This is a genomic window from Treponema sp. R8-4-B8, assembly GCF_054786175.1.
In genome coordinates this window covers 274,240-291,761 of sequence record NZ_BDHE01000489.1, presented here as the reverse complement: position 1 = coordinate 291,761, position 17,522 = coordinate 274,240, and the positions used below count along the sequence as shown (strand labels likewise).

The 17,522-nt window shown below is 46.4% G+C and carries 13 protein-coding genes; 8 read left to right on the top strand and 5 right to left on the bottom strand.

Going from position 1 to position 17,522, the window contains the following annotated elements; genetic code table 11:
• Positions 1-18 precede the first annotated feature (18 nt).
• Positions 19-5,070, top strand: coding sequence for a beta strand repeat-containing protein (locus ACYVRA_RS16590; RefSeq protein ID WP_461253848.1), 5,052 nt, complete (start codon positions 19-21; stop codon positions 5,068-5,070).
• Positions 5,071-5,090: 20 nt separating this feature from the next.
• Here the strand turns inward: ACYVRA_RS16590 and ACYVRA_RS16585 are convergent, their stop codons facing one another.
• The 4 genes from ACYVRA_RS16585 to ACYVRA_RS16570 form a co-directional block, all read right to left on the bottom strand.
• Positions 5,091-5,507 (bottom strand): PIN domain-containing protein, encoded by a 417-nt coding sequence (locus ACYVRA_RS16585; protein WP_461253847.1) that lies wholly within the window; start codon positions 5,505-5,507, stop codon positions 5,091-5,093.
• Positions 5,504-5,764 (bottom strand): hypothetical protein, encoded by a 261-nt coding sequence (locus ACYVRA_RS16580; protein ID WP_461253846.1) that lies wholly within the window; start codon positions 5,762-5,764, stop codon positions 5,504-5,506. Before ACYVRA_RS16580 ends, ACYVRA_RS16585 begins: the two co-directional genes overlap by 4 nt.
• Positions 5,765-5,857: 93 nt before the next feature.
• Positions 5,858-6,097, bottom strand: a complete 240-nt coding sequence (locus ACYVRA_RS16575; RefSeq protein ID WP_461253845.1) for a hypothetical protein — start codon at positions 6,095-6,097, stop codon at positions 5,858-5,860.
• A 9-nt stretch (positions 6,098-6,106) separates the two neighbouring features.
• Positions 6,107-6,355, bottom strand: a complete 249-nt coding sequence (locus tag ACYVRA_RS16570; protein WP_461253844.1) for a hypothetical protein — start codon at positions 6,353-6,355, stop codon at positions 6,107-6,109.
• A gap of 216 nt (positions 6,356-6,571) precedes the next feature.
• Between ACYVRA_RS16570 and ACYVRA_RS16565 the strand changes: the two genes are divergently transcribed.
• Both ACYVRA_RS16565 and ACYVRA_RS16560 read left to right on the top strand, forming a co-directional pair.
• Entirely contained in the window at positions 6,572-7,555 is a 984-nt protein-coding gene (locus tag ACYVRA_RS16565) for a hypothetical protein (RefSeq protein WP_461253843.1), read from the top strand.
• 354 nt (positions 7,556-7,909) lie between these two features.
• Positions 7,910-8,101 carry a hypothetical protein gene (locus tag ACYVRA_RS16560; RefSeq protein ID WP_461253842.1) on the top strand — a complete coding sequence of 64 codons (192 nt, stop codon included), beginning with the start codon at positions 7,910-7,912 and terminating at the stop codon, positions 8,099-8,101.
• Between the two features lie 94 nt (positions 8,102-8,195).
• On the opposite strand, the gene ACYVRA_RS16555 is transcribed toward ACYVRA_RS16560, so the two are convergent.
• The gene (locus ACYVRA_RS16555) at positions 8,196-8,435 is read right to left on the bottom strand and encodes a hypothetical protein (protein WP_461253841.1); all 240 of its coding nucleotides are present in this window, start codon (positions 8,433-8,435) and stop codon (positions 8,196-8,198) included.
• A gap of 273 nt (positions 8,436-8,708) precedes the next feature.
• On the opposite strand from ACYVRA_RS16555, the gene ACYVRA_RS16550 reads away from it, so the two are divergent.
• The 5 genes from ACYVRA_RS16550 to ACYVRA_RS16530 all read left to right on the top strand — a co-directional run bounded on the left by ACYVRA_RS16550 (position 8,709) and on the right by ACYVRA_RS16530 (position 17,519).
• Positions 8,709-10,100, top strand: coding sequence for a WD40/YVTN/BNR-like repeat-containing protein (locus ACYVRA_RS16550; protein ID WP_461253840.1), 1,392 nt, complete (start codon positions 8,709-8,711; stop codon positions 10,098-10,100).
• A gap of 225 nt (positions 10,101-10,325) precedes the next feature.
• Positions 10,326-10,454 (top strand): hypothetical protein, encoded by a 129-nt coding sequence (locus ACYVRA_RS16545; RefSeq protein ID WP_461253839.1) that lies wholly within the window; start codon positions 10,326-10,328, stop codon positions 10,452-10,454.
• Between the two features lie 120 nt (positions 10,455-10,574).
• A complete protein-coding gene (locus tag ACYVRA_RS16540) occupies positions 10,575-11,450 on the top strand; it encodes a hypothetical protein (RefSeq protein ID WP_461253838.1) in 876 nt (291 codons plus the stop codon).
• An 803-nt stretch (positions 11,451-12,253) separates the two neighbouring features.
• A complete protein-coding gene (locus ACYVRA_RS16535) occupies positions 12,254-13,720 on the top strand; it encodes a hypothetical protein (RefSeq protein WP_461253837.1) in 1,467 nt (488 codons plus the stop codon).
• A 124-nt stretch (positions 13,721-13,844) separates the two neighbouring features.
• A complete protein-coding gene (locus tag ACYVRA_RS16530) occupies positions 13,845-17,519 on the top strand; it encodes an ATP-binding protein (protein WP_461253836.1) in 3,675 nt (1,224 codons plus the stop codon).
• Positions 17,520-17,522: the final 3 nt, after the last annotated feature.

The window sequence follows — 17,522 nt, the reverse complement described above, 5'->3', positions numbered from 1 at the left end:
ACCTCTAATAATGGAATAATGAACTATAAAACCAATCAAAGCGTGATACATTCACGCAAAGCCCACGGACAACGACATTGCTCATTGTCTCACTTCTCACTGCTTCTCGCATTACTCACTGCTCATTGCTCATTGCTCATTGTTAATTGCGACCTCTTCACAGGCCCAAAAGTTGACGTTTTTCAACAAATCAGCGATGAAGTAGATTATGCCGCCGCGCCCTGGGTGCCATTGCAGATAGAAGCGGGAAACATGGGGACGGCAAGCCCCATGGGAATTCAAGACAAGATAGTTAAAAAAGGCTATTCATTCAAACTGAGTTTTCAACCATTGCCGCAGTACCCTTTCAGGGGTTGGAGGGCGTGGGTTGACGGCGAAGGGTTAAAAGCGTCATGGCGAAACGATGACAAGGACAATCCTTTTGGTGCAGAACAGATCAGGTTTGAATCGTTAAACTCCGATGGGACTGAAGTAACGATATTTGTATACTATATGCCGCCAGAGGGGAAACGGCTAATCATCGGCCCGTGGGGAGCGGACGCGGGGGAACTTTCAATAGCGCCTACTTCCGGCAATTTGGGGAGCATCTTTCCCGCAGTACTGAGCGGAATAAAGCAGGGGTTTCCTTTTACCGTAAGTTTTCAGCCGTCCGCCGCGTATCCGTTTAGGGGATGGCAAGCGAGCGTTAACAATACGGCGTTCTCGACATGGAAACTAGAGGACGGTGAAATTACCGTAGAGGGAAGCGGCTTGGACTGGTCGCCTTTGAATGTGTCCGGCTTGGAGATGAGCATAACAATAAATGAACTGCCCGAAGGAATGTCCGCCACGGACACCATCGTCATCGCGCCTATCGGATGGGACAGCGGAAACGCCAATGCGCGGATAGCCGTGCCGGAAGGATGGGGAACAGCGACGCCGCCCGCAGGGCAATTAAGCGGAATACGGCAAACCTTTCCTTTCGATGTGGAGTTCGTGCCGTCAGCAATATGGGCATTTGAAGGATGGCGGGCGTACAGCGAGAGTGAATACAACAAAGCGATAGCGGGTAACAGCGCCCAACAGTTATCAGATTCCATTGCGGCGGTAACGCTAGGAACCAACGGCAAGGCAAAGATAACGGTGAACAACGCAGATGAAGTCGTCCTCGTCCCTTGGTGCAACGAGCGTCCGAAAGTTACCATGAGCAACCCGCCCCTTACCCCTACGGGCGTACCCTACAGCCGTGGACAACAGATCAAAATATGGTTTAACACAGACCTTGACTACTCAAACGACAGCACAGTTCCCTTTGGAGATGGCTATATACAGATAATGGGACAGAATACAGCGACAGGGGAACTCTATGACGACCCACTAACGCCGGAAAACGAAAACGGCAATTTGATAGGGTGTTTTCTTGCGCCGTTTTACGACACGTCAATACGCTGTATCACCATCGCGCCGGACTCGGCAAATTTTCCTCCGGGAGACCATCTCATTACCGTAACCGTTGGGACGCAAGTTTTAGCGCATAACAAAAATGGTATGATTTCTCCGGTAAGTTTTTCATACAGCACCAACACCCTGACGGTAAAAAAAGTTTACAACGCGATAGACGTATGGGCTATTCATAACCCGCTTGACGCGCCGAGCGCGGAAAAGTTTTTCTACCGTGGAGGACCGAGGGAGCGGGACAGCAGAATACGGAAAACCGATGGGCAGTATAAAGTTACGTTGTACTTCAGCGTGTCCCCAAGTATCCCTGCCGAAATGAACCCGTTGCCCGACGCGCTTAAAATAGCGGAGATAGACCATGCGAACCTTGCGGGTGGCGAAAACGACAGCCTGATACGAGAAGCAACGCTCCCTCTTACCACGATGGAAAACACAGCCGGCAGCGCGGGCGCTATCTACCGCTCGCTCCATTCCAACGAGACTGTTTTTTACAAAGCGGAATATGTTTGGACAGTTGATCCGACAAACCCTGGGATAATCCGTCTTGCGGTTATACCGTATCGGACGGGAAGCGATCCCGTAACCCCTGACATCTGGCAGAACGCTTCGGCGGAAGGTCGCTTTGTGGCAGTAGTATATGACAACCAACCGCCTAGCGGCAACGCAAACATTACGTTGAGCGGTCAGGCTTCCATATCAAATAACGTGTACAATTACAATTCCACAAACAACACCCTCAGCATAACCGGGGATTTTTCAGGAGTTGCAGACAACGGAAATTTCGGAATACGGCAAATGGCGGCAAGCATGGACAAACCCTGGACAATGGAAGAACAGTCTACTCTCCAGTGGCGTTTCCGCATTGTTGAAGGTACTTCCCAAGTCCTCGCTCCTTCAAGTTGGTACGCCCTTGATTCAACTACAAGAACGCAGAGCTTAACGTCTATGTCAAATCCCACTTCAACAAACGTCCGAAACATACAGGTACAGTACAAAGACAGCCTTGGAAATGAAAGCGGCTGGTCAGGTTCTTTGGGGAGCCTTACTTATAACACGTCAACCGTTACGGCGGTAAGTTCATGGAGCGCGGAATATCGGGACGGAACTAATGCGACAACTGCTAATAGAAACACTGTCTATGTCTCATGGACAAACCCCGCAAACATACAGAGCGTTGAAATAGCGGTAGACGGCGTGGTCAAACAAAACAGCGCGACAAATAATTATACCATAAGCTCTGTTCCCGCCATCAACGATTCCGGCGTTAGGTCGGGACAGGCGGTAAGTAATGTAACAGGCTACACCATAACCCTAACGGCTGTTTATTCCTACGGCAGAGCAACCACGGTAACGTTCAAGATATGGAACATACCTGACCCGACAACAACAAGCAAAGGCATGACCGTAAACAACAGCAATCAGGCGGTTGAACTGACGAGCGCAAATTTCAGCACGACATTAGCCGCTGACGGTAGAACCTATGTCCTTACGCAAAATGTTGATTTGGGAACATGGACGCCGCCGGGAACTTTTACCGGAAAATTCTACGGTAACGGTCATACCGTAACAATATCCGGCATTGGCGGAACCGCCGCTGACAGGGGGCTGTTCGGTATAGCGAATAACGCCGTTATCCGCGACCTGACTGTTATTTACAATAATCCTCCGGCAATTACCGGTGCAGCATCAACCACCAGCATAGGCGGCATTGCGGGGCAGGCGACAGGAAACACAGCTATTATCAACTGCATTGCGCGGGGAGCGGACGCAGTAAGCACGCTTACCGTTACTGCCGCTGCTGAAACCAGACTGGGCGGCATAGCCGGTTACATTGGCGGAACCAACTGCACGACGAATATTCAAAACTGCCGCATGGAGTTAAATGTCAGCCTTAACGCCACAGTCGGTTATTCCCTTTATGTAGGCGGCGTGGTTGGTTTTGGTCAAAGTAATGGAACTTACCGCGTTAGACTTACCGACATTGTCTCGGCAGGTACGGTGAAAATGAACAAGACCAATAGCGCATCAGGAAGTAACTATTGCGGCGGCATAGGCGGCAGTATTTACAACACAAACCTTACCAACTGTAAATTTATCGGGAAAATAGATATACCTAATACATTCAATTGCTTTATCTCCTCCGGCTTTACCTATATCGGCGGTCTTATAGGAATGTACAGTAACAGTGGAGCCACGGGAAACTGTGAAGCAAGCAGCTGTGAAGCAAGCGGCGATATTGTCGTCCAAGCAACACAAATAAATCCTGTTTATATAGGTGGTGTGATTGGTTCTGCGGATAACATTTCTGTCAGTAATTCTCGTTATCTATACGGAACTGTATCTATAAAAACAGGTACTGCCATCTCAATCTCGACGGGTGGGTTTATAGGAGGGAGTTCTATTGTTAATTACGAAAATTGCCAATCCAGCGCTCTAATTGTAAAAACTTGTGTTACTGGAACCGCCAGTAACGATATAATAACCGGAGGTTTTGTCGGCAATATAGATGCTGGTACGATAGGAAACTGTTCCAGTTCCAGCAATATCAGTGTCCCTGCCGAAAACACTGCCGATGCCGCGTTATTCGCGGGCGGCTTCTGCGGAAAAATGAATACAAGTGTAAGACTTGAAAAATGTTTTGCCACAGGTTCTGTCAACACTTTTAGCGGCTCCACTACTACTGGCCTCAACAAAGGTGTCAGGATAGGCGGCTTTGTCGGATTAACAACCTCCATATCGAACGCAGGCACAGTTTCTTTGACGCAGTGTTACGCTACCGGCGATGTTACCGCTGTGCACAGCGGATCGACTGCGGACTTTGATTTTAGCGTAGGAGGACTGATTGGACATGGTGTCCATGCAAAAATCAACGAATGTTACGCGACAGGCAATGTGAAGGCAAGTAAAGGTTCCGGCGGAACCACCCCGGTTGCCGCCGGAGGTCTTGTGGGTTTAATGGGCAGGAACGAAACTTCAGGGAACAATCAGGCTCAGAGGGCATCCATTACCGACTGCTACGCCCTGGGAAACGTTACGGCTGATAATCCCAACGCCGACTCCGCAGGGGTCTACGCGGGCGGGCTTGTAGGCTATGTGCAGATTTTCGTTCCCGCGTCGTCAGACCCAAATGACCCCAACTGCGGCAAAATTTCTCGCAGTTTCGCGGGCGGCAGTGTTACGACAAAAAATGCTTCAAACGGCGCGGGCGCATGGGCAGGCGGCGTAGTGGGGTACAAGGTGTCAGGCGTACTTAACAATACAGCCCACATCGGACGTAACAGGTCAGGCGGCATGGTAAGCATTACCGCGCAGGGCGGAAACGCCCGAAACATCGGCAGGGTTTACGGTGATAGCGCGGGAATCGCCCCGGCTGACAACTATGCCAACGCAAATATTTATACCGGCACGGACGCAAGCTATTACACATATTCGTTGCCACTGACTATCGTAAGTGGTTCGCCAACAGCCGCAAGCGCGGACGGCGCAAACGCAACCAACGCGCAATTATCCGGCTCATCATTCTGGACAACGAACCCAAGCCCCGGTCCCGGCATGGGCTTTACATCAACCTACTGGAACTTTGCCCCCGTGTCGCAGGGCTGTCCCGTGTTGCTGAATGTGGGGGGACAGTGATGGGAAATAATCAATTATTCTTAAATATCGTTAATAATCTCAATAAACTGTTCAGGCGTTACAGCGGGAATGGAACTAGAAGCGTAATCTTTAGCATTGCGCGTAACAATGTAATCAGCGGAAAAACTTATCCCCACAACATATTGTACGGAATCTTCAAAGTCGCTCCAATCCAAATCAAGAGCCTCATAAATATTGCCGTCAGTTACCGTAGCAGGGTAAAAAATATGCAACAACTCTTTTATAACTTCTTTCGCAATCTTCTTTCCAAGTTTTTTTTGGGAAAGATAAAAAATATCGGTTACAGCCGAAGCGGAAATGTATCCTGTAAATTTCAATTGCTCAGCTTTATCAAGGATCGCTCTGGAACTGTCCTCAAACAAAGCATTTTTAAGAACTACATCCAGAACGACATTGGTATCAATGAGAACTTTCATTTTAGGTGTCTCGCCAGTCTTTCATCACGTATCTCATCGATGTTTACTTCACCAATATTTGAAAGGAGGCTTAGAAGCGTGTCCGTATGCGGTGTTTTCGTATCTGTTTGTAATATTGCAGGTTTTTCCTCTTTCTTGACAAAAGGAATAACTTTGAACTCGACCTGCGCCTTCCCTGTCGGTATTTCTCGCGGAACATCAAAATCCAAATGCACCCGCCTATTTTCCGGTATCTCAACAGTCTGTGTAATAGTCATAAAAACATCTCCTAATAAGGAAAACATAGCATGAAAACAATCAAAAATCAACAACCGATAAAAAATGAGAAATTAGAAACGAGAAAAAACAGTTTATACCGCTGTAGCCATATCCTTGCGAATAAGTTGAGTTACAAATTCCGTAGGGGTCTGGTGAAGAGATTTAGCCCGTGCGTCAAGAATACGGATAGTTGTCTCATCAAGCAACAGCATCCGTGCGCGGTGTTCTGTAAAAAAACCACCTTCGCCCTTTCTGATTTTAGGCGTAGTTTTTGTCAAAAGCTCATCCAAAGCGTCATACTCTTCATCGGTCATGTCGGTATAGTTATCCATATATCTCTCCTATTCTATCATCTCTCGAAAAGCCTTACGGCAAGGCATAGCGTGAAAAACTTTAATAGTATCCACGCTAATCTTATTATACATTACTTCAATCAAATTGCCATGTCTGTTAAAGCCAAGCAGAAGATATTTATAACCAATATCATCAATCGGGTCTTCATAAATAAAAGTTTCAAAAGCCCGAAAAATGTCTTCTTTTTTTACTTTATGTTTGAACGCAGAAGGTACAAAAACAATTTTCAGCTCCATAAGGAGAATATAGCATGAAAACAATCAAAAATCAACAACCGATAAGCAAAGTAACTAACCAAAGCAAGCCCCCCCACGCCAAGCCCTCAAACAAAAATCACTGCTCATTCCTCATTGCTAATTTTTCTCTGCTCTCTGCTCTTTGCTCCCTCCTCTTTACTCTTTGCGCTAGATTTCAATATCCGCCCCCGCGGTTTCGTCTACCTTCCCTCGGAAGTGCAGACCGCCGAAGGCAACGCCATGTACGGCATAGGCGGCGGCGGCGACCTCGGCTTTGAAGTTGACCTATCAAGCGTATTACCAAATCCTCTCGGCATAGGCTACACATTAGGTGTCGAAGGCGGATTGTTAATGAACAGCATACAAGGCGAAACCGAAAAGAATGTCAGCATCTATACATTGGGCGGCGGCATAGGCTTATACTATTTCCACCTGTCCCGCCTCTTTATCCGCGCCGACGGTTCTCTCGGCATCTACATTCCTAGCATTGACGGAAACGCAGACAATTCAAGTTTATACTGGCGAGGCGGCGGCGAAATAGGCTTCCGTTTTACCCCCGGCTTCACATTGGCGGCAAACGCAGGTTGGCGGCAGTTCGATAAAGAAGGTAATATCTTCAGTTCCGGTCTTTATGCCGGATTAACCGCGCAGATAACATTTCAAACAGGCAAAGAAACAAACCGCGAAACCGTAGGAATAACATTTGACCAAGACGGAGAAGTATACCCCGCGTTCATGCAGATATATCAGAAAAACGCCATAGGCACTCTTATTATCCGCAACAACGAAAACGCCGAAATCCGTGATGTGCGTGTAAGTTTCCGCGCCGCCCCCTACACGTCTTCGGAATACCCATGCGGAACGCTTTCCTTTATAGCGAGAGGACGCAGCAAGGAACTCCCCTTACTGGCTGACTTCTCATCGGAGATATTACGCTTTACCGACAAAGGGCGCATACTAGGCGAAGTAGTAATCCGCTACCGTTTTTTAGGAAAAGAACGAACAGCCGTGCGCTCGGTAATACTTGCAACACGCAACCGCAACTCCGTAACCGAAAACGACCCCGCCGCCCTTGCCGCCTTCATCTCCCCCAACTCCCAACACAGATGTATGCCCAAAGGATTTATTCAGTACAGGCGGGCAGGCTGCGCACGCTGTAAAAACTTCGTAAGAGTCCGCCTCGCACTGGCGGCCACCTAAAGGTGTCCTTGCTTTTATTGGGGACTGCGGCATTTATTGGTGCTCTCAGCGTGCGGCATTATTGATCCACACGGCTACGCCGTGCGTTTATTTGGCTGTGAGCCTTTCGGCGACTAAACAGCGTGGGTAGAAAGCTTTATCGTGGGTTTGTCGCCGAACTCTTATTCTCTGAATTTTCTTTGTTTTATTCCAAAGTCTCTCCGGCGGGGAACGCCCGAAAGATGTTTTTACATCGCACGCAGCCTGCCCGCCTGTACTCAAGGATTTATTGGGCATACATCTTAGAACGCTAAAGGGCATAATTCCCCCCAATTTCCCCTTGCACACCTTAAAAGATTTCTATAAAATAATCGCATGGCTAATAAGAACATACAAACAGCCAAAACTCCAAGCTTAAAATTGCCTTCGGCAATTTTAAGCACTGATCCAGGCAACAGGCAACAGGCAACAGGCAACAGGCAACAGGCAACAGGCAACAGGCAACAGGCAACAGGCAACAGGCAACAGGCAACAGGCAACAGGCAATTATACACATCTTTTAAATAATCGTGTCAACTACACAAACAACTTAAAACCGATGATTACTACCCAAATTCAAAATCGCTTCGGGATTAAAGCAATAGTACCCCCCCAGACTGTGTCAAAACTTGATAACACCCATCATGTATCCGTACACGTAAAGTTTCAGAAGGGCTTTGGGGTCATACGCCGGCCGCCCGGTCTCCGCAGGCTCATGCCTTTTAAATTCCAGCTCGGACAGGTCAAGGCTGTTTATAAAAGCGTCTATTACCCGCACCGCGCTGTTTTCTCCAACGTAATCGTCTATGCTGTCCGGAAACAGTATCGCCTGCCCCCTGTCTTCGCCCTGTATGAATTCCATGTCCATTCCCCCTCATGGTCGTTTCGTTTATTATATACTGTTTTTTTCAGATTGACTATTTTTATTAAAACTTTTATTATTAACCCTATGATTATTATGAGAGTTTTGACACAGTCTGCCCCCCCCGTTAAAAACCAGCTTAAAAACAAAGAAACATCGCAATTTCAACGAAATAAACACAGCGTGGTTACATTTCTCAATATCCTCGGAAAAACGCCGTCCACTGTTAGGAACGGCTTTTTTAATACAAATCAAACGAAGAAGGAGTACATTATGAAAACAACAGAACTTAAAAAGAAAACTATCCTGTGGATAGTCGGGATTATCGTTCTTTTAACGATAATTGGATTTGCAATGGCTTCTTGCGATGATGACAAAAGAGACGATGAACTGCCTGGAGAAGTCATAATTGGTTATAATGATGTATATGATTGGCTAGAAGGTTATTTTGTTCCTTCAAATCAAAAAGAAGGCATAAACATCAGAAGTTACCTTTGGAGAATAGGCACTAAAGAGATCAAAAGAGAGAGTAAAGAGAGTGATCCTAATAATTTTCCTATTAGTCGTTTAAAAATAGAGCAATCTGGAAGCTACACTTTAACCTTTTATGATGATACTGAAAAGAGCAAGACCAGCGCACCTTTTATCGTACCTTTTTGGGCAAAAGAAAAACGAGTAAGTTTTTTAGTTAATTTTATAAAAATTAGATCTATTAGTTGTTTAGCCTATGGCAACGGCAAGTGGTTCATTGGGACCGGGAATGGAGTAGTGGAAGGTGTACCACAAAGAAATTCTCCTTTAATTTATTGGAAGCCAGAAATGGAGTACCATTTTAGTAATTCCCCAGGTAGTTATGATTCTGTCTCAGTAATCGCCTATGGCAACGGAAAGTGGGTCGCAGGGGTTCATCATCGTGCTGGTAATAATCCTTTGGATAGTTCTTTTAGTATTTTAGAGACTTGGGAGGATGACTACACTACAATGAAGCTGGTACGCATAAGTAACATATTCGACGGCGGCATCTACGCAATCGCTTATGGTGACGGTAAGTTTATCGCAGCGGGCGGTAACGGCAAAATGGCGACATCGACAGACGGCACTACATGGACGGCGGTAGCGGACAGCGGTATCTGGGATTACACATATAATGGTAATACAAATAAAGCCAGTATCTCTGAAATCGCCTATGGCAACGGAAAGTGGGTCGCAGGCTGTTATGTACAAGCAATCCATAACAGCAAAATGGCGACATCGACAGACGGCACGACATGGACTGCGGTAGACGTAAGTAGCATATTCGATTCAATCATTGCCCTCGCCTATGGCGGCGGTAAGTTTATCGCAGCGGGCGGTAACGGCAAAATGGCGACATCGACAGACGGCACGACATGGACGGCGGTAGCGGACAGCGGTATCTGGGATTACACATATAATGGTAATACATATAAAGCCAGTATCTCTGAAATCGCCTATGGCAACGGTAAGTTTATCGCAGCGGGCGGTAACGGCAAAATGGCGACATCGACAGACGGCACGACATGGACTGCGGTAGATGTCATATTCGACACCGATATCGGCGCCTTTGCCTATGGTGACAACACATGGGTCGTTGTTCCAAAAGTTCCATTTTATAATAAATATTATATGTATATGTATGAATATTAGGTAACAAAACTGGTGTCTCCTAAGTAAACGCAACTTGTAACTGTCACCACTTTTTGGTAGTGGCGTAATACAGCCGACCACCGCTCTATGTGGGGTAGGTTAATAAAACAGTAGAAACACCGGTGCCTGCGGCACAACTTATTCACAATTCATCACGCAAAGGACGCAAAGGGAAGATTGAAAAAATTAAATGAATAATATAATATTATTTTGGAGGATACGTTTATGCTGAATAAGGTCAAACTAGGAATTATGGCTCTTATGGCGGTAATCGGATTTTCAATGGTGGTGTGCGGCTATGATGTTGTAGTATCTGATGCGGCAACCAATGGGCGGCTGACTATCACTGGATAGTAGGCGCACGGGTGTCTGACACCAATATTTCATAGTGTCGTCAAGAAATTGGCGACACTAGATATAGCGTATAAAAACACTTTCATAGAAAGTGAAAATAAATTAGAAGGAGTATTAACCATGAGTACCAAGAAACCTGCCGCTAAAGCGGCTAGTAAAAAAACAGCAACAAAGAAACCCACTGCAAAAGCAAAGAAATCTACCACTACCACAAAACGTGGCGGAAGCCGGGCTTCGCCCGAGACTTCCGCCAAAAGAGCGAAAAATGCAGACGCCACTTCCGCATTAAAAGCAATCAAAGCCCTAACGCAATTACCGGCGGTTAAATCGAAATCAATCAACACGAAAACACAGCCGAACAATCCATTGCTCACGGAAGAAGAAATCATTCAAATATTGGACTCATTCGGACTGGTAAAGGAAATACTGAAAGAAGCCGCCGCCAACTTGCGACCGCTTGATAGAGCGAGGCTCAACGGCGTAGGCATAAAAAGACAAGGCTTCATTGAAAGGGCGTTTTTATTTGCCTCCGAAAATCAAGAGTTCCTGCCACGTTATCTGTCAATCGGTCAATTTCAAGAAAGCTTTGAATACTTTGTAACACTCCGCACGATATTTGACGCTTGCAGCCAGTTACGCGAATTCATCAGGAACATGGTAGTCGAAGCCGCCGACATCACATTCACGGACGCAGGCGAATTCTACAAAGCAGTTCAAGAAGCCGCACGCAGAAGAATAGACGGAGCGGAAACAATCTACAATGACTTGAGAGTATTCTACAAACGCAGTGGAAGAACGGACGCAAACGGCGAACCGATAGAAACCGAGAAAAAAGCAGTCCGAGACTTCAAAGCCATATCGAAAGGAAAAAAAGAGGGAATAATCAAAGCTGAAAACATCAAACCCAAACTGGTAGGCGGCAAACACGAAATAATAGACGAAACATTTAAGGAAACAGGAAGTTTCAAAAAAACCGAAGAAGGAGAATTTGACTAAAAAATTGACATCCATGTCAATTTTTTAGTTTGGAGTTTTGCGTTGCAAAACTCCACAGCATTATAACAGCGGCATCCATGCCGCCAAAGTGTGTCAAATTGACACATTTTAGGGCTTTATTCTTAAAATAAGACATTTTCCCACTGTTTTTACCCCAAAAATGATTAAATTTCAACGAATGATCATTGAATTTCAACGAGTGTTCATTGATTTTCAACGAGTGTTCATTGATTTTCAACGAACGTTCGTTGGGTACTCAACGAGTGTTCGTTGGATTTCAACGAGTGTTCGTTGGATTTCAACGAGTGTTCGTTGGATTTCAAGAAGTGTTCGTTGGATTTCAACGAATGATCATTGGATTTCAAGAAGTGTTCGTTAAGTTTCAAGAAGTGTTCGTTGGATTTCAACGAGTGTTCGTTGGATTTCAAGAAACGTTCGTTTGATTTCAAACATCGTTTATTTAGAGTAAAAGTATGGAGTTTTGCCAAACACAAACAATTATAAAAAAGCATTGTGTCTTATCAGATTAAAAAAAGGTAATTAATACTGTATATGTCTCTTTGGCAAAACTCCTAGCTAAAAACCGCAGGTTTTTAGCAGTGTTCTTCGTGTGAAATCTTCTTCTTACATTACTCACTGCTCATTGCTCACTGCTCACTGCTCACTGCTCATTTCCCCACCCCCTAATCTTTGTTATTTGTTACCTGTTATTTGCTAATTCTCTTTTCGCCGAAAACGAATTCACCCTCTCCCTAGCCCCAACCTTTGAAACTCCAATCGGCGCGGAACATTTAAGTTCCGGCATGGGCGCATCTATTTCCCTTGATTGGTCATTCTTGCAATTTGCCAAAAACTTTAATTTCGGATTAAGCGCCGGAGGCGGCTTTTCAAGCCTAGCCGCGCAGATCGGCAGCCCCTTTTCAATCTATGAAGGAAAATTCGGACCGTTTATCCGTTGGAAACCTAGTACCCAAAAGGGTACGCTTGACCGCTGGGCTATCCGCGCCGGAATAAGCGGAGGCGTATACCAATATTCAAGAAACGAAACAAGCGGAACAAAAGCCACAGCCGCCTTCGACATAGGCGCGGAATTCCGCATACTGCCTCATTTGTCGGTATTTGCAGAAGGCGTATACAATTATCGTGTATACGATTCGCCCACACCCATTACCTCGATAAACGCCACATTGGGCATACGTCTAAACCTCTCCGAAATAATGACCGGCAGGGCGCGAGTAAAAATTGAAAAAACTGAACAGTACCGCGTATTTCCCGTTTCATGGGCATGGTACGAACACAACCCCATAGCGAAAATAAAAATCACCAACGAAGAACCCAACGCCATAACAGCGGTAAGCCTTTCTTTTTTCATGGACAGTTTCATGGGACAACCCTGGACATTCGCAACCATACCGCACATAGCAAGCGGCGAAACCATAGAAATTCCTGTAACCGCGTTATTCAATGAAGTATTAATCAACCTGACAGAAAACACCAACGCAGTAGGAACAATAAACATCCAATACCGAAGTTTAGGCGCGAAAAAAGAAAGCACGTCAACAGTACAAATGCCCATATTTCACCGTAACGCCTTCAGTTGGGAAGACGACCGCCGCGCCGCCGCCTTCGTCTCCCCGAAAGACGGCTCCGTCCGCATCTTTTCCCGCTATGTCGCAAGCGCCATAGAAGGGCAGGGGCAAACAGGCAACGCTCCGCAAAACGTCCGCTACGCCGCCGCCCTATTTGAAGCCCTTCGCATATACGGTATAAGTTACGTGGTAGTACCCGCCACCTCATACAAAAATCTTTCAGCTAACGAGGCGGCTCTTGATAACGTCAGCTACCCCTATCAGGCGTTATACTATCGAGGCGGCGACTGCACCTATCTTTCAATATTATTCTGCTCATTACTAGAAGCGTTAGACGTAGAAACCGCTTTTATCACCGTCCCCGGACACCTCTACATGGCATTTGAAGTAGGCGACAACAACTGGCAGAAAGACAGCAAAGACATAATCGAACTGGAAGGCAAAGACGGCAAACGCCGCCGATGGCTACCCGTTGAAATAACCGTTCCCAACGAAGGCTTTGCCCGCGCATGGCGTATAGGAGCCGGCGAATGGCGGCGCTACGGAAAAGAAGCCGTCCTCTACCCAATCCGAGAAGCGTGGGAATTATACCCGTCAGTAACCGTCCCCGCCTCTGGCGACCACCCTCCGACAATGCCCGAAACCGCCGCCATAATCCGCGCAATGGAAGCCGAGAAGTAAACATAGCATGAAAAAGAGTGAAAATCAAGAAAGAGAAGAATATAACCACGCTTTTTTTTTGACGCATAATAGCATTTTTCTGCTATTATGTTATTATTAAGAATTATAGGAGAATCCAAAAATTATGGCAATTAAAACAGCGTCAGGAACTAATTGGGATATTGAAAAACTTATAAACGATATATACCAGCCGGATACAAAGGCTATTATTTATTTCTTCTCACCGAATTTTGAAAAGTACGAGCCTCAAAAAGTTCTTACAAAAGCTTTTCCTCAAGCCGTGTGCGCGGGCACTTCGATGATCGGCGGCTGGTCAAGCGCGGGAGCGGTGGAAAACGGCATTACGGCAATGTCCCTTTCAGCCAATGAAGTCGAGCAAGTCTATTCGTCTTTTCAGGAAGGGGTAAAAACAGACCCGGCCTTAGCCGCGAAAAACGCTATCGCCGATTTGAAACGGCAGATTAAAGGGGAGAACATCAATCCCGATGAATACCTTGGACTGATCTTTTTTGACGGTCTTTGTTTGGGGGAACTAATTATAAAAGAATTTTCACTGGAACAAAGTTTTAATATGGCATTTGTCGGCGGAGCCGCCGCGGACGAATTGACTTTTACCAAAACGCTAGTCGGCGTTGGCGACAGGCTTTCGGGAGACGGGCTTGCCGCGCTCATCCTTAAAATGAAGATACCGTTCTTTTTTAACCATTATGTGCATTACATTCCCACCGACACTTCTTTTTCCATTACAAGGGTAGAAACCATGAAGCGGATCGCGTGGGAAATTAACGGGGAGCCTGCCGCTCAATTTTACGCGAAACAAATCGGCATAAATGATATAAACAAACTGGACGCGGGCGTTTTTTCCAAACACCCTGTGGGGCTTAAGTTTGGGGAAAGTATCTATGTACGCAGCCCTAACGCCGTTATTGATGGCGTCGGGCTTCAGTTTTATTGTTACATTGAAGCGGGGACAAAGGTATTTCTCCTGAAACAGGGAGACATAATCGAGCATACAAAAAAAGGGCTTGCCGCAGCCGCGCAGTTTCTTCCCGGCATACAGGGCTGCCTCCTTTTTAATTGCGTACTGCGCTATCTGGAAATTAATGAGCTTAACAAGCTTAACGCTTTTAACAATATTTTCAGCCAATGCCCGATGATTGGATTTAACACATACGGAGAAGAACTCTTTACCCATCACAACCAGACATTAACCGCCGTTTTTTTTGGGACTCTGCCGGAAGAAGGAACGGTTGACCCTTACAAAGCCAAACGGCTTTTTCATTACACAGACAGCAAACTCAAGTCTTTGGTTTTTGATATTGTAAGCCGAAGCGAACTTCTGAACATTACGATTTCCTACCTTAAAGGGAGCATGGACGCCGAATCAGCGGATTTGCAGTCGGGCGAGTCGGCTATCGCGAACTACGAGGCTATCAGAAAAAGCCTTGGGGCGATGATCGAGCAATCTAATGTTTCAAAAGAAGACATTGAACGCCTGCTTGTCGTTTACCAGAACAATGTTGAAGAAACTGGGGAATATGTTTTTAATATTGTAGATGAAATCAGACATCAAAACCGCAGACTGATAGAACTTAAGAATGAGGCGGAAACGGCAAACCGTACCAAAAGCAGTTTCCTTGCCAGCATGAGCCACGAAATCCGCACGCCCATGAACGCCATCACCGGCATGGCGGAACTTTTACTGCGAGGGGAATTGTCCTATGAAGCCAGAGGTTACGCGCAGGACATCAAACAGGCGGGCAATAATCTTATTTCCATCATCAACGATATTCTGGACTTTTCCAAAATTGAAGCGGGTAAGCTGGAAATAATCCCAGTCAAATATCTGCTCTCGTCTTTGATCAACGATTCAATAAATATTATCCGAATGCGGATTGGAGAAAAACCGCTACGCTTCTTTTCCAATATAGACGGGAATATTCCCAACTGCCTCATTGGTGACGAAGTAAGACTGCGGCAGATAACTCTTAACCTTCTGTCAAACGCGGTCAAGTATTCGGAAAAGGGCTATATTGGTTTAACCATCGCCATAGAAAAGCAGGACAGCAAACAGGTCTGGCTTAAAATAGCCGTAACCGATACCGGAAAGGGAATTAAGCCTGAAGACAAGGAGAAACTGTTCGGCGAATTTATCCAAGTGGACACGAAAAGAAACCGGGGCATAGAGGGGACAGGCCTCGGCCTTGCGATTACAAAGAAGCTCTGCCTTATCATGGGCGGAGACATCACGGTGGAAAGCGAATACGGCAGGGGCAGTACCTTTACGGCAACTATCCCTCAGAGTATTGAATCGAAAACTCCCTTTGCCGCCGTGGAAGAGCCGGAAAAGAAAAAGGTATTGGTCTATGAAGGACGGGCCGTCTACGCCAAATCGGTATGCTGGACTCTGGATAATATGAATGTTCCCTATACCATGGTAACGAATCAAGATGATTTTGCCGCGGCGTTGTATAGCGAAGATTGGTTCTATGTGTTCTCGGGCTACGGCTTATATGACAAAATAAAGCCTCTGCTGGAAAAAGACGACGCGGCTTTTTCCGGAGGAAAAAAACCTCCCCTTGCCCTGATGGTTGAATCGGGCTTTGAGTCTTTTATTCCCAATGTGCGCTTTATGTCTCTGCCGGTACAGTCTTTGTCAATTGCCAATGTTCTCAACGGCAAGGCTGACAGCAAGGGGTACACGGATGTTTCTGGAATAATCCGGTACACATTCCCCACCTCGCGGGTTTTAATTGTGGATGACATCGCTACCAATCTCAAAGTAGCCGAAGGCCTCCTCGCGCCTTATCAGGTAATAGTAGACACCTGCCTCAGCGGTTCGCACGCTATCGAACTGGTGAAACACGCGGCTTCACAGCAGCTCAATTATGACATAATACTAATGGATCACATGATGCCCGAAATGGACGGCATTGAAGCAACTGCCGCCATCCGCGCTTGGGAAAAAGAATCCGGTTATCCGCAAATACCTATTGTTGCCTTAACCGCCAACGCCGTTGTGGGAATGCGGGAAATGTTTATAGAAAACGGCTTCAATGATTTTCTTGCCAAACCTATAGACATATCCAAGCTGGATGAAATGCTTGACAGATGGATACCGAAAGAGAAAAGGGAAGCAGGGAGTGGGGATTCTGATCCGAAATCTCCACACCCTAACCCCCCATTCCCCACTCCCCACTCCCTACTCCCCGCTATCCCCGGCGTTGATACTGAAAAAGGAATCGAAATGACGGGTGGAACGGAAGAAAACTATCGCGGCGTATTGTCGTTCTTCTGTAAAGACGCGGAAAAACGCCTGCCCCTGTTGCAAAAAACGCCAGAAGCGGACGCCCTGCTCTCGTTTACTACACAGGTCCACGCTTTGAAAAGCGCTTCGGCAAGTTTGGGGGCGGATGATGTTTCCGAAAAAGCCGCCGCTCTTGAAGCCGCAGGTAAAGCCGGAGACTTAACCTTTATCAGTAAAAATCTGGACGCTTTTGCCGGACAGTTGGCGGAACTGGTAAAAAATATTCGGGACGCGTTGAAACTGGGTATGACTGAAGAACATGACGCTTCCCCGCTCCCTGCTCCATATTCCCCATTATTTAAAGAACTTGCAGCCGCGCTAAAATCGCATGACGCCAAAGGCATTGATCGCATCCTCAAGCAACTGGAGCAACAGACCCTTGACGCCGGCGCTAAAGCGGCGGTGGAAAAAATATCCGATGAAGTGCTGACAGGCGAATACGGAAAGGCGGGAGAAATGCTTGATGAACTGCTTGCGAAAACAAAGGAGTAAATC